Here is a 13,882-nt window from a genome sequence, read left to right as displayed (position 1 = left end):
AAATTTAGTTGATTTTAAATGGAAGATCGTTTGTACGTATGATAAAATAATAATTAGCAACGTATCATTTGGATCCTTTTAAAAAAATGTATTTATGATAAAAAAAGGCTGCATCTGCAGCCTTCCTTTTTTTATATTTTTTCTTGGATGAGGCTTTTTAGGTCATCATCACAAATATTTTTCTTTTCGTCGGCCAAAACCAAGAAACGTTGATAGCAATCAGCTAAATCATCTTTTTCAAGATGGAACCCTAAACGCTCCAAATGGTGCTTAAGGGCATGTCTTCCTGAACGTGCAGTTAAGATAATATCAGCTTCAACCAAACCAACATCTTCTGGTCTGATGATCTCATAGTTCTCACGGTGTTTTAGGAAACCATCTTGGTGAATCCCCGAGCTGTGTGCGAAGGCGTTGCGACCAACGATCGCTTTATTCGGTTGTACAGGCATGTTCATCATTTCACTTACCTTGCGCGATAAGTACGTAAACATGCGGCTATCGATGTTTGATGTCAAGCTTCCAAACGACTGGTTGTGCACTTTAAGGATCATGGCTACTTCTTCAAGTGACGTGTTTCCGGCACGCTCACCGATACCGTTGATGGTACATTCCACCTGACGGGCTCCATTTTGAATCGCAGCGATAGAATTTGCTGTTGCAAGTCCCAAGTCATTGTGACAATGTGCCGAAATAATGGCCTGATCGATATTGCGTACATTCTCCTTGAGGTAATTGATTTTTGAGCCATATTGGTCTGGCAGACAATAACCGTTTGTATCGGGGATATTGACTACCGTAGCACCGGCAGCAATCACCGATTCAACCATTTTAGCTAGAAATGCCAAGTCTGCGCGACCCGCATCTTCTGCATAAAACTCGACATCTTCCACATAGGATTTGGCATGTTTTACAGCCGCAACGGCACGTTCTAAAATTTCTTCTCTTGTGCTGTTGAATTTATATTTGATATGCATGTCCGAAGAACCAATACCCGTATGGATACGTGGGCGTTTGGCATATTTTAATGCCTCGGCAGCTACGTCAATATCGTTTTGATTGGCACGGGTCAATGCACATATAATGACATCGTTTACCGCTTTAGATAATTCGACGACCGATTGAAAATCACCAGGGCTAGACACTGGGAAACCGGCTTCGATAATATCCACCCCTAGTTTTTCCAGGTCTTTAGCAATCTCAATTTTCTCTGGAGTAGTTAATTGGCAGCCTGGTACCTGTTCGCCATCACGTAAAGTGGTGTCGAAAATGTAAAGATGATTAGGATCGTGTAACATAATTTCTTAATTCAAAAGATTTACAAATTAAAAAGGGTATACTATTTAATAAACTCCAATACTTTTTCACCCATTTCCTGAGTACCTAAGATTTTTGAAGCTTCTGTGCTGCTGTTGGCAATATCACCGGTTCTCCAACCAGCTTTTAATGTTTCAGCAACAGCATTGGTAACCGCTTTAGCTTCCTCCTGTAGACCAAAGCTAATATCAAGCATCAAGGCAGCAGATAAAATTGAAGCCAATGGATTTGCTTTATTTTGACCAGCGATATCGTGTGCAGAGCCGTGGATAGGTTCGAAGAAGCCTGTGCCATCACCTACGGAAGCAGAAGCCAACATACCCATCGAGCCTGCGATCTGTGACGCTTCGTCTGTCAGGATATCACCAAAAAGATTGGCTGTCAATACCACATCGAATTTCTTTGGGTTTTTCACCAATTGCATGGCCGCATTATCGATAAACATGTGCTCGGTTTCAACATCCGGATATTCTTTTGCGATTTCCTGGACAACTTCTCTCCACAGACGGGATGTTTCCAATACATTGGCTTTATCAACAGAGCATAGTCTTTTGTTACGCGTGCGTGCTGCATCATAAGCTTTACGTGCGATACGCTCAACCTCGTAACGGTGATAATTCATCAAGTCTGAAGCAAAGGTATTATCCTCATTGCGATTTTTCTCACCAAAATAGACATCACCTGTCAGTTCACGGAAGAAAAGAATATCTGTACCTTGAAGAATTTCGGGCTTTAAACTCGAAGCATCCAATAACTCATCGAATAAAAGGATTGGACGAAGATTTGCGTAAAGACCTAGTTCTTTACGGATTTTCAACAAGCCTTGTTCAGGTCTTACCTTAGCAGAAGGATCATTATCATACTTAATATGGCCAATGGCGCCGAAAAGGATCGCATCAGAAGCTTTTGCTTTAGCTAATGTCTCATCAGGAAGCGGGTTGCCTGTCGCTTCAATTGCAGTATGGCCCATGATAGCTTCATCAAAGCTGAACTCATGACCATAATTTTCACCTATTTTTTCTAAAACTTTTTTACCCCAAGTTGTTACTTCTTGGCCGATGCCATCTCCAGGTATGATTAAAATATTTTTCTTCATTGTATTTTTAATATTGAGCTATCAGAGATAGGTCTAATGAAACTTTGGAAAATAGGCCTAAAACCTAGTTATCTTTATTTTTGACTTTTGATTTCCAGTGTTTTCCGATATCTTGATTCTCTTTTTATTTTTTTGTTCTTATTTTCGAATTAATTGAAGTTTTCCACAATTTTTATGTTGATAAAGTTTCTTTTTTGTGGATAACTTCGGATATAGCCTTTACTTCTCCCTTTTCCAACACGATTTTATTGTCAATGCACGTTGGTAGCTGGGTTTGGAAGTGACCTACATAAATGAGCGTCTGGCCACTTTTACTGAGGTCATCGATGACGTCGTTGAAATACTGGGTCTGCTCTTGGTCTAAACCCTGACAAGGTTCGTCCAAAATCAGCAATTCTGGATGTTTCACGATCGTGCGGGCCAATAGGACCAAACGTTGTTGACCTAAAGGCAATGATCCCAATGTTTTGTGTTTAACCTCTTTGAGGTCAAAAAAATGGAGAATTTGCTCGAGCTTTTGCTGTTGTTCAAATCCTAAGCGTTGGTATAGGCTCATGGAGTCAAAAAATCCAGAAGCAATCGTCTGCCCAACGTTGGCATTCATATCATAGTACCAATGTAATTCCGGAGATATAATACCCAAATGTTCTTTGATATCCCAAATACTTTCTCCAGATCCTCTTTTTTTGCCAAAAAGATGGATGTCATTGGCGTAAGCCTGTGGATGATCGCCGTTGATGAGACTAAGCAAAGTTGATTTTCCTGAACCATTATGCCCTTGTAGCAACCATTTTTCACCGGCTTTTACTTCCCAGTCAATATTCTTTAAGACTTGTTTTTCGCCGTATGAAATATTGATTTTGTTCATTTTTACCATGACCTGGGCAGATACCTGAGGTGCCTGTTGTAGAAAATAAGGCAGCGCCTTTCTTGTTCGGGGCAAGCCTTTGGATAGCTCTTCACTCCGTTGGCGAATCCTGATTTTACCTTCCTGAATTTCCGCAAAACGATTGATACAATCCGGTTGTTCGTCATCATTACTGATCAACAACAAGGTGACCCCTTTATCCGCAAGCTGATCGAAAATCTGATTGAGATCTTTTCTGGACTGTGCATCCAGTCCTGTATAAGGCTGGTCGATAATGAGCACCTGAGGTTGAAGCCACAAGGCCTTGATCAATTGCAGTCTTTTGTGTTCGCCACTCGAAAGTTCAATCAACTGCTGATCTTTGAAATTCTCGAATCCAAAAATGTTCAGGTAAGAACGTACGTTTTCAAAAGAAAGCTGTTCTTCTTTTGCAAAATGTTTCAACTCGGCAAAAACCGTTAATGTATCGTTTTTTGCAAATTTATTGTAGCGCTGTTGGTAATAGAAATTGCGATCGCCTTCAAGATTGGTAAACTGAAACCAATTGGAAACGTAATGAATTTTTGCCGGCAATAGGCTCGTTGGGTCAAGATGGAATGTAATCTGGCCTTCATACTTCAATTGCCCGGCAATCGCTTTTGCCAGCGTGGTTTTTCCTGTACCGCTCGGACCGCCTAAGATCCATTGCTCGCCAGGAAAAATTTGCCAATTTAAGTCTTGCAGTACGGTATCTTTACCGTACTGAATGGTTAAATTGGCAATATGGACGACAGGATCTACCATTGTCTGTTTGCTTCAAATGCTTCGATTGAATCTTTCTGGTTAAGGATAAAATCAATGTCATCATAGCCATTGATCAAACATGATTTTTTGTATGGATTGATTTCAAACTCAAATTGATCACCCGTCTCTGTCAACATGACTGTTTGTTTTTCAAGATCAACGATAATCGCCGTTGCCGGATTTTGGTGCACCAATTCGAAAATTTTCGCCAAAAACTCTTCGGGTACCTGAATCGGTAATACACCATTGTTAAGGGCATTTCCTTTGAATATATCGGCAAAGAATGAGCTGATAACCACATCAAAACCATAGTCTTGAATAGCCCAAGCGGCATGTTCGCGGCTTGAACCACAACCAAAGTTTTTACCGGCAACCAATATTTTTCCAGTATAGGTCGGGTTGTTCAACACAAAATCAGTTTTAGGCTGATTGTCTGTGTCAAAACGCCAGTCGCGGAATAAATTATCACCAAAACCTTCACGCGTGGTCGCTTTTAGAAAGCGTGCGGGAATAATTTGATCAGTATCAATATTTTCGATAGGTAGTGGGACTACCTGTGACGTTAAAGTTTCAAATTTTTTCATTTTTTTCTGCTTAGATCAACTCTCTTACATCTGTTACTTTACCTGTTACTGCCGCAGCTGCTGCTGTCAAAGGAGATACCAGCATGGTGCGGGCATTCGGTCCCTGACGGCCTTCGAAATTTCTATTTGAAGTCGAAACACAATATTTACCAGCAGGGATTTTATCTTCGTTCATCCCTAAACATGCCGAACATCCTGGTTCACGTAGCTGGAATCCTGCCGCTTCAAATATTTTATCCAAGCCTTCTTCTTTCGCTTGTTTTTCTACTTGTTTTGAGCCCGGTACAATCCATACTTCAACGTCTTGTGCTTTTTGCTTGCCTTTAACGAATGAAGCTACTTCACGTAAATCTTCAATACGGGAATTGGTACAACTTCCGATAAACACATAATCAACACGGTTGCCTAAGACTGTTGAATCATCTTTAAAACCCATGTAATCCAATGCTTTTTGGTACGATGGCCGTTCTGATTCTGGTTGTGCGTTAGTTGCTGGAATATGTTCCGCGATACCCATACCCATGCCTGGGTTGGTGCCATAAGTAATCATTGGTGCAATATCTGCAGCATCAAAAGTCAACACTTTATCAAAGATGGCATCTTCGTCAGAATATAATGTTTTCCAGTATGCTAGGGCTTGATCCCATTCCTCACCTTTCGGTGCGAATTCACGGCCTTCTACGTAGTCGAAAGTGATCTGATCTGGAGCAATTAAGCCTCCACGTGCACCCATTTCTATACTCATATTACAAATGGTCATACGTGCTTCCATGCTTAAAGAACGGATTGCTGAACCAGCATATTCAATAAAGTAACCTGTACCGCCCGCAGCAGAGATTTTAGAGATGATATATAGGATGATATCTTTTGCTCCAACACCTTTTTGAAGGGTACCGTTGACTTCAATTTTCATTGTTTTTGGCTTCGACTGCAACAAACATTGTGTTGCGAAGACCTGTTCAACCTGAGAGGTTCCAATACCAAAAGCAATAGCTCCAAAAGCACCATGTGTTGAGGTATGACTATCGCCACAGACCATCGTTTTACCTGGTAGGGTGATACCCAGCTCCGGACCAATAACGTGTACAATCCCTTGGTATGGATGCCCTAAACCATATAATTCAATACCAAATTCAGCACAATTTTTGGTGAGCATATCAACTTGATAACGGGATAGCTCTTCTTTGATCGGTAAATGTTGATTGAGTGTCGGTACGTTGTGGTCGGCAGTAGCTACCGTTTGCTTTGGACGAAAAACTGGGATTCCTCTTTTACGCAAGCCATCGAAAGCTTGAGGTGAAGTAACTTCATGAATCAAGTGGGTGTCGATATATATAATATCCGGAAACCCTTCTTCACGCTTGACGACGTGCGCATCCCAAATCTTTTCTACTAATGTTTTTGACATTTTTTAATCTCTCTTATGTTATTTTTATATGAACCAAGGTGATATTGCAAATGTCTCAATATCACCTTGATTTCGATATACTAAATTACGAAATATTCATGATTTTTGGAGCATGTATAATTTCGTATGGACTTTTAAACAGTTTTGATTGCTTTCATTGCAGTCATCGCTTTGCGCAATTTGCGACCGACGATTTCTACAGGGTGATCGCGTAGAATTTCATTGATGACAACTAATTGTGCGTTATCAACTGCAGCATCTCTACCTTCATTGAAGTTTTTACCTACGAGATCAGTATCAACAGTTTTCATGAAGTCGGCCAACAAAGGTTTACAAGCTTGGTCGAATAGGTAACAACCGTATTCTGCTGTATCAGAGATAACACGGTTCATTTCGAACAATTTCTTGCGAGCGATTGTGTTAGCGATCAATGGTGTTTCGTGCAATGATTCATAATATGCTGATTCTGGTTTGATACCTGCTTCAACCATTGTTTCAAATGCCAATTCAACACCTGCACGGATGAAAGCAACCATCAGTGTATAGTTGTCGAAGTATTCTTGTTCGTTGATTTTAACATCACCAGCAGGTGTCTTTTCGAATGCAGTTTCACCTGTTTCGGCCCTCCATTTCAATAAATTCGCATCACCATTTGCCCAGTCTTCCATCATGGTCTTGCTAAAGTGACCTGACATGATATCATCTTGGTGTTTTTGGAATAAAGGACGCATAATATCCTTCAATTCTTCAGAGATCTCAAAGGCTTTTACTTTTGCTGGATTGCTCAAACGGTCCATCATTCCGCTCACACCACCATGTTTCAAGGCTTCCGTGATCACTTCTACACCGTACTGTACCAATTTGGATGCGTAACCAGCTTCGATACCTTTCTCGATCATTTTGTCGAAAGATAAGATCGAACCTGTTTGCAACAATCCACAAAGAATCGTTTGCTCACCCATTAAATCTGATTTTACCTCGGCTACGAATGAAGATTTCAATACACCGGCTTTATGTCCACCTGTTCCTACGCAGTATGCTTTTGCTTCAGCCCAGCCTTTTCCTTGTGGATCATTTTCTGGGTGAACAGCGATTAAGGTAGGAACACCAAAACCACGAAGGTACTCTGCGCGAACCTCAGAACCTGGACATTTTGGAGCAACCATGATGACAGTGATATCTTTACGGATTTGCATACCTTCTTCAACGATGTTGAAACCGTGTGAGTACGATAATGTAGCACCTTCTTTCATTAACGGCATGACAGCGTTGATTACTGACGTATGTTGTTTATCTGGAGTCAAGTTGATAACTAAATCCGCAGATGGGATCAATTCTTCGTAAGTGCCTACGTTAAAGTTATTGTCCGTAGCGTTTTTCCAAGAATCTCTTTTTTGTTCAATAGCTTCTTTACGCAAAGCATAAGAAACGTCCAGTCCGCTATCTCTTAGGTTTAAACCTTGGTTCAAGCCTTGCGCACCACATCCTACGATTACGATTTTTTTACCTTTTAAAGCATTTACACCATCTGTGAATTCAGTGTTGTCCATGAATTCAGCGTGACTTAATTGTTCTAACTGCTCTCTAAGCGGTAAGGTGTTGAAATAATTTGCCATTGTTTTACTTTCTTTCTGTTATGGGTTGTTGATTATTTATTTTAATTATTGTACTAATCTGCGTTGCGCCATGGCGTAACCGAAATGAACGTTATCGTGACCTGATGTCAGGGCAATAACTTCTTCGATAGTATCCATTGGATAGCCATAGGTTGCTGTTGAAAAGGAGGTGATTTCTCCGAAAACACCGTGTCCATAGTCAGCAGCAATTTGCTCAATACTGCGGATTGCGATTTCTTTCAATTCATCAACCTCTGCTTGTTCAACAAAGCGGGTTGGCTTGGTGTCTTTTTTATAATCTTCATTATATTTTACCCAGGTCGTGTCGGCTTTAATACCTGTACGGACATAGACTAAGGTCTGTGTACTGACGACAATGTGGGCAAAATTCCAGATGATATTATTGTTAAATCCCGTGGGAATTTTGTTAAGCTGTTCAATGGAAAGACCGTCAAGTAATTCAATGAATTTTTGACGTGACTTTAAGATAAATTTAAATGTCTCTTGCATAATACTTTTAAAGCTTACATTGTAAATACATCATCTCTTTTGTCGAGATACTCGTTCTCTACAATTTCTATCGATGGTTCCTTGGCTTCAAACTGAACCAATTTGGAGTGGAAACCTGCGCTATCTTTAATGATGGCGATACGTGCGCCACGGACAAATTCGATCAAACCATATTTGGTCAATTCTTCTGTCAACTTATCGATCTCCTCACGGTGACCTGCAGTTTCAAAGACGATATAGTCGTTGCGGATCACAACAACATTGGCACCATATTGACGCAATAAACGTTCTACATATACCTTTTCATTCACAACATCCGCAGGCACTTTATAGAGCGCCTGTTCTTGCCAGATCACTTCATCATTGGTATTGTAATAGGCCTTGAGGATATCAATCTGTTTTTCCAGTTGACGACAAAGCTTACGCAGAACATCTTCAGCCTCCGTGATGACGATGGTAAAACGATGTATCCCTTCTACTTCAGAAGGGGAAGTATTCAAGCTTTCAATATTAATTTTTCTTCTTGAAAAAATTGTTGAGATTCGACCGATAAGACCGATTGAATTCTCTGTATATAGGGTGATGGTATATTCTTGTTTTTCCATGTCAAATTCTACTTTAAACGTATCTCAGATACCGATGTTCCTTGTGCAACCATTGGAAATACATTGTTTTCCTTACCTACCATCACTTCCAATAGATATGCTCCGTCGTGATCAATCATGGTTTTCAGTGCATTACGTAAGTCTTTACGTTCCGAAATCTTCTGACCGTCGATGTAATAGCCTTTCGCAACAGCAACAAAGTCAGGACTCGTGATATTCACGAATGAATAACGTTTGTCATGAAACAATTGCTGCCACTGGCGTACCATGCCCAAGAACTCATTGTTGAGGATCATGATTTTGACTTTTGCACCAAATTGCATAATTGTTCCCAGCTCCTGGATCGTCATTTGTATACCACCATCACCGATGATTGCTACGACAGTTTTCTCTGGCGCGCCATACCAGGCACCGATTGCTGCCGGAAGACCAAAGCCCATCGTTCCTAAACCCCCGGAGGTTACATTCGATTTGCTGTTGTTGAACTTAGCATAGCGACAAGTGACCATTTGATGTTGACCGACGTCCGTTGTAATGATCGCATCACCGCCTGTCAATTCATTCAACACATGGATGACCTCACCCATGGTCATAATATCGGTTTGTGGGTGAAGTTCGTTTTGGATGACTTCCTTGATTTCTTCTTTTTCAAGTTCACGGAATTGTTCCAACCAAGCGGAGTGATCTGCGGCATTTACCAATTCCGTCAGCATGGGAAGTGATTCCTTACAATCGCCCCATACAGGTACGGTTGTTTGTACGTTTTTGTCAATCTCTGCGGGATCTATATCCAAATGGATTACTTTTGCCTGTTTGGCATATTTGTCCAAACGACCTGTCACACGGTCATCGAAACGCATGCCGATGGCTATTAAAACATCACATTCATTGGTCATGACATTTGGCGCATAGTTGCCATGCATACCCAGCATCCCGACGTGAAGTTTATGATCCGTTGGAAGTGCACTTAACCCCATGACAGTCGATGCCGAAGGAATGCCAGTTTTCTCGATAAAAGCTTTAAATTCTTCCTCTGCTTTTCCAAGAATGATGCCTTGTCCAAAAAGAACAAATGGTTTTTTTGCATCGTTGATTAACGCTGCAGCTTGCTCAACATATTCTTTACGAACTTGTGGTGCAGGTCTGTAACTGCGTACATGGCTGCATTTTTCGTAACCGAAGTAATCGAACAATTGTAGCTGTGCATTTTTGGTAATATCGATCAATACCGGTCCTGGACGACCTGTGCTGGCAATATAAAATGCTTTTGCGAGTGCGGCTGGAATTTCAGTTGCGTCGGTGACTTGGTAGTTCCATTTGGTGACAGGTGCCGTGATATTGATGACATCTGTTTCCTGAAAAGCATCCGTTCCCAAAAGTGAAGCAAAGACCTGGCCTGTGACACAGACGATAGGGTTACTATCGATCATGGCATCAGCCAGTCCAGTAACTAGGTTTGTTGCTCCAGGGCCACTTGTCGCAAAGACGACGCCTGTACGACCTGAAGTTCTTGCATAACCTTGCGCCGCGTGGATTCCACCTTGTTCATGGCGCACTAAAATATGCTTCAGACGATCCGTATAATCATAAAGGGCATCATAGATCGGCATAATTGCGCCTCCAGGATAACCAAATACGGTATCAACTCCTTCGCTCAATAAGGCCTCCAATACAGCTTTCGATCCCGAAATTTGTGTCGGAGTTTGCTGCGCTGTAGCGGCCTTATTTTCTGTTATTTCCAGTGTACTCATTACGTTGATTTTTTTATTGTTGATTATTCAGTCTTTTAGTATTTAGATATTAGATCTGAGACATTAAGCGTCGATTGTTTAGGTCTGTATTTGCTTAATGTCTCTGTTTTTTATTTTCTACTGATCCGTTACACAGCCTTCTGATGCATCGGCAACAGTTTTAGCGTATTTGTATAAAACTCCTTTGCTAACTTTTAACGCTGGCTGTACCCAAGCGGCACGACGCTGCGCAATCTCTTCATCGGAAAGTAGCACATTGATGCTGTTATTCACTGCATCGATCTCGATAATGTCATCATCATTTACAAGACCGATTAATCCGCCTTTGTAAGATTCTGGAGTGATATGCCCTACGACAAAACCATGTGTTCCACCCGAGAAACGGCCATCGGTGATTAAAGCAACAGATTTACCAAGACCGGCACCGATAATCAAGGAAGTTGGTTTAAGCATTTCAGGCATGCCTGGCGCTCCAACAGGACCTTCATTTTTGATCACCACTACATCTCCTGGTTTGATTCTACCAGATGCGATACCCGCTACTAAATCATGCTCGCCATCGAATACGCGTGCAGGACCAGTGAATTTTTCACCTTCTTTGCCGGAGATCTTGGCAACAGAACCTTTCTCTGCTAAGTTCCCGTAAAGAATTTGCAAGTGTCCTGTAGCTTTGATTGGATCGCTCAAGGGTTTGATAATCGGTTGATCATATTCCATGATTGATTTAACATCCGCCAAGTTCTCAGCGACCGTTTTTCCTGTTACCGTGATACAGTCACCATGCAATAAACCTTCATTTAAAAGATATTTCATGACAGCAGGTGTTCCTCCAAATTGCTGAAGATCTTGCATCAAGTATTTACCAGACGGTTTAAAGTCAGCTAATACCGGGGTTTCATCACTCATGCGTTGGAAGTCGTCTTGCGTGATGTCTACGCCTACGGCTTTGCCTATTGCAATAAAGTGAAGTACAGCATTGGTACTACCACCCAAGATAACGATGGTACGTAGCGCGTTCTCAAATGCTTTACGTGTCATGATATCAGAGGGCTTGATATCTTTCTCAAGCAGCGTACGGATATGTCGACCTGCTTCTAAACATTCATTTTTCTTTTCTTCCGAGATCGCTGGATTGGAAGATGAGTAGGGTAAGCTCATTCCCAAAGCTTCAATTGCCGAAGCCATGGTATTTGCGGTATACATTCCGCCACAAGCACCAGCACCTGGGCAGGTATGTTTGATAATGCCTTCATAGTCTTCATCGGAAAGATTTCCGCAGATGCGTTGTCCCAATGCTTCAAATGCAGACACAATGTTTAATTCTTCACCTTTATAGTGTCCTGGAGCGATGGTACCGCCATATACCATTAGAGAAGGACGGTCCAAACGGGCCATGGCCATAATAGCACCAGGCATGTTTTTGTCACAGCCAGGAATAGAGATCAAGCCATCATAATATTGTCCGCCACAGATCGTTTCGATACTATCAGCGATCACATCACGGCTTACCAACGAATAACGCATTCCATCGGTACCATTGCTCATACCGTCACTGACGCCAATAGTTCCAAAGGTCAAACCCACTAACTCATTGTTCCAAACGCCCTTCTTGACGATTTGTGCCAAATCATTTAAGTGCATATTACACGTATTACCATCATATCCCATGCTGGCAATACCGACCTGTGCTTTGTCCATGTCGGCATCTGTAAGACCGATACCATAAAGCATTGCTTTTGCAGCAGGTTGCGTTTCGTCTTGTGTAAATGTACGGCTGTATTTGTTCATTGTGTTTTCGCCGTTAGATGATGACTTCATAATTTTCGTTCTCTAATACTAAATTTTTATATCTTCTTTGGATTGATGCACCTATGCTGTGTTCCCAGGCTTCTTTGTAGATGACATCATCGACTTGTTTGATTCCGATAATTTCTGCCGCAGTTCCACATAAGAAAGCGCTGTCAGCAGTGTAAATATCCTCTACCGTCAATTGCTTTTCAATGACTTCGAAGTTTAATTTTTTACAAATGTTTTTTACCGTCTGGCGTGTAATGCCCGGAAAGATATTCTTCGCTGGCGGCGTATAGATTTTGAAATCCTTTTCGATGAAAATATTTTCACTGGATGCTTGGGCAACGTAGCCTTCGTGGTCGAGCATCAAAGCTTCGTCGTAGCCTTTCCTGATGGCTTCTGTTGTCGCAAGGATGGAGTTAACATACTGCCCAGAGATCTTCGAGTCAATTTTAAAGGATTTTGGATTGGGTCTTTTGATATCAGAGATACATACCTTTAATAGGTTTTGACCAAGATATGGACCCCATTCCCATGCTGCCATCATGAGGGTTGCTTCGGTTGATGAGGTTAGATGCATATTTGAACCAGTCAATACCAAAGGACGTATATAAGCTTCTCTTAGGTTGTTGTTGGCCAAGAGCTCATAACAGATGTCGATCAGCTCTCGGTTGCTCCAGCGATAGGGGATATTAACGGCTTCACATGATCTCTTTAAGCGATCGAAATGCTTGTCAGCTTTAAAGATACGTGGTCCATTGTGGGTGTTATACGCACGTAAACCATCGAACACCGCATACCCATAATGCAATGACTGTGCAAAGGGATCCAATGCAGCCTCGGAAGCTTTTACAAAAGCTCCATCTAAATAGATCAATGTGTTTTTATCGTAATATTTCATAACCCAAAATTTACCTGATGATAGTAGTTCCCTTTGTTGTAATATTGGTGGTAAATCATGCTATCTCGAGCTTCTATAAAAACTTTCGATTTTCATTTCCTCAAGGTAGCAGGAATTACAATAATTGGCAATAGGTAAAGTGCTAATTTTGTATTTAGAATAAAATTTCATTAAATGTGTTTTTGTGAAATTTTATTTTTTAATAATGCCTTTTATTCGGTTTTATATTTTGTTAGTCGCATACCATATTTAAAATTGGTCTACACGGTTGAAAAATTATTTTTTGTTACAATGATTGATTTTCTTCCTAAAATGAAGAAAATGTCAAAAAAACTTTAAAAAAAAAGCTTCCGATATTTCTATCGGAAGCTTTTTAGATTTTATAAAATCGATTTGATTTAATCTCCGATAATTCCTTCAGCAAGCACGGTAATGACATTGTTTTTTGCTTCCACAACACCACCTTTAATGAACACTTCCTGTTCACCTTTACCTTGTTGAATAATTACTTTTCCATCTTCCAAAGTAGAAACAATGGCAGCGTGATCTTTTAAAATTTGAAAAGAACCCGCAGAGCCCGGTACAGTAACTGAAGTTACTTCGCCTTCGAATGCTAATTTGTCTGGAGTGATAATTGTTAACTTCATTATTCTTA

The 13,882-nt window shown here is 41.0% G+C and carries 12 protein-coding genes; all 12 read right to left on the bottom strand.

Annotated elements, in window-relative coordinates; genetic code table 11:
- Window positions 1-131: 131 nt before the first annotated feature.
- Entirely contained in the window at window positions 132-1,295 is a 1,164-nt protein-coding gene (locus B3600_RS08405; RefSeq protein ID WP_083296124.1) for a 2-isopropylmalate synthase, read from the bottom strand.
- A gap of 41 nt (window positions 1,296-1,336) precedes the next feature.
- The gene (gene leuB / locus B3600_RS08400) at window positions 1,337-2,410 is read right to left on the bottom strand and encodes a 3-isopropylmalate dehydrogenase (protein WP_088163110.1); all 1,074 of its coding nucleotides are present in this window, start codon (window positions 2,408-2,410) and stop codon (window positions 1,337-1,339) included.
- 172 nt (window positions 2,411-2,582) lie between these two features.
- Entirely contained in the window at window positions 2,583-4,061 is a 1,479-nt protein-coding gene (locus tag B3600_RS08395; RefSeq protein ID WP_286752671.1) for an ATP-binding cassette domain-containing protein, read from the bottom strand.
- Window positions 4,055-4,645, bottom strand: a complete 591-nt coding sequence (gene leuD / locus B3600_RS08390; protein WP_286752670.1) for a 3-isopropylmalate dehydratase small subunit — start codon at window positions 4,643-4,645, stop codon at window positions 4,055-4,057. Before leuD ends, B3600_RS08395 begins: the two co-directional genes overlap by 7 nt.
- Window positions 4,646-4,655: 10 nt before the next feature.
- On the bottom strand, window positions 4,656-6,053 hold the full coding sequence (leuC, locus tag B3600_RS08385) for a 3-isopropylmalate dehydratase large subunit (RefSeq protein ID WP_104383784.1): 1,398 nt from the start codon (window positions 6,051-6,053) through the stop codon (window positions 4,656-4,658).
- 134 nt (window positions 6,054-6,187) lie between these two features.
- Complete coding sequence (ilvC, locus tag B3600_RS08380; RefSeq protein WP_075994367.1) at window positions 6,188-7,669, bottom strand: ketol-acid reductoisomerase; 1,482 nt, start codon at window positions 7,667-7,669, stop codon at window positions 6,188-6,190.
- Between the two features lie 45 nt (window positions 7,670-7,714).
- Complete coding sequence (locus B3600_RS08375) at window positions 7,715-8,179, bottom strand: DinB family protein (RefSeq protein ID WP_286752669.1); 465 nt, start codon at window positions 8,177-8,179, stop codon at window positions 7,715-7,717.
- A gap of 14 nt (window positions 8,180-8,193) precedes the next feature.
- Window positions 8,194-8,784, bottom strand: a complete 591-nt coding sequence (ilvN, locus tag B3600_RS08370; RefSeq protein ID WP_070570155.1) for an acetolactate synthase small subunit — start codon at window positions 8,782-8,784, stop codon at window positions 8,194-8,196.
- Between the two features lie 8 nt (window positions 8,785-8,792).
- Complete coding sequence (gene ilvB, locus B3600_RS08365) at window positions 8,793-10,535, bottom strand: biosynthetic-type acetolactate synthase large subunit (protein WP_070570153.1); 1,743 nt, start codon at window positions 10,533-10,535, stop codon at window positions 8,793-8,795.
- A 117-nt stretch (window positions 10,536-10,652) separates the two neighbouring features.
- Window positions 10,653-12,353, bottom strand: a complete 1,701-nt coding sequence (ilvD, locus tag B3600_RS08360; protein ID WP_070570151.1) for a dihydroxy-acid dehydratase — start codon at window positions 12,351-12,353, stop codon at window positions 10,653-10,655.
- Window positions 12,337-13,227, bottom strand: coding sequence for a branched-chain amino acid transaminase (locus B3600_RS08355; protein WP_112374967.1), 891 nt, complete (start codon window positions 13,225-13,227; stop codon window positions 12,337-12,339). Before B3600_RS08355 ends, ilvD begins: the two co-directional genes overlap by 17 nt.
- Window positions 13,228-13,625: 398 nt before the next feature.
- A complete protein-coding gene (atpC, locus tag B3600_RS08350) occupies window positions 13,626-13,874 on the bottom strand; it encodes an ATP synthase F1 subunit epsilon (RefSeq protein ID WP_145327530.1) in 249 nt (82 codons plus the stop codon).
- Window positions 13,875-13,882 lie beyond the last annotated feature (8 nt).

Origin of the sequence: Sphingobacterium sp. UBA2480, assembly GCF_002341965.1 — a bacterium.
GTDB classification, from domain to species: Bacteria; Bacteroidota; Bacteroidia; order Sphingobacteriales; family Sphingobacteriaceae; genus Sphingobacterium; species Sphingobacterium multivorum.
This window is presented reverse-complemented; position numbering and strand designations above follow the sequence as displayed.

Excerpts from the sequence above, each read along its gene's own strand:
- B3600_RS08355 (WP_112374967.1), bottom strand. The coding sequence starts at position 13,227 with ATGAAATATTACGATAAAAACACATTGATCTATTTAGATGGAGCTTTT.
- B3600_RS08375 (WP_286752669.1), bottom strand. The coding sequence starts at position 8,179 with ATGCAAGAGACATTTAAATTTATCTTAAAGTCACGTCAAAAATTCATT.
- ilvD (WP_070570151.1), bottom strand. The coding sequence starts at position 12,353 with ATGAAGTCATCATCTAACGGCGAAAACACAATGAACAAATACAGCCGT.
- B3600_RS08395 (WP_286752671.1), bottom strand. The coding sequence starts at position 4,061 with ATGGTAGATCCTGTCGTCCATATTGCCAATTTAACCATTCAGTACGGT.
- ilvN (WP_070570155.1), bottom strand. The coding sequence starts at position 8,784 with ATGGAAAAACAAGAATATACCATCACCCTATATACAGAGAATTCAATC.
- atpC (WP_145327530.1), bottom strand. The coding sequence starts at position 13,874 with ATGAAGTTAACAATTATCACTCCAGACAAATTAGCATTCGAAGGCGAA.
- B3600_RS08405 (WP_083296124.1), bottom strand. The coding sequence starts at position 1,295 with ATGTTACACGATCCTAATCATCTTTACATTTTCGACACCACTTTACGT.
- leuB (WP_088163110.1), bottom strand. The coding sequence starts at position 2,410 with ATGAAGAAAAATATTTTAATCATACCTGGAGATGGCATCGGCCAAGAA.
- leuC (WP_104383784.1), bottom strand. The coding sequence starts at position 6,053 with ATGTCAAAAACATTAGTAGAAAAGATTTGGGATGCGCACGTCGTCAAG.
- leuD (WP_286752670.1), bottom strand. The coding sequence starts at position 4,645 with ATGAAAAAATTTGAAACTTTAACGTCACAGGTAGTCCCACTACCTATC.
- ilvB (WP_070570153.1), bottom strand. The coding sequence starts at position 10,535 with ATGAGTACACTGGAAATAACAGAAAATAAGGCCGCTACAGCGCAGCAA.
- ilvC (WP_075994367.1), bottom strand. The coding sequence starts at position 7,669 with ATGGCAAATTATTTCAACACCTTACCGCTTAGAGAGCAGTTAGAACAA.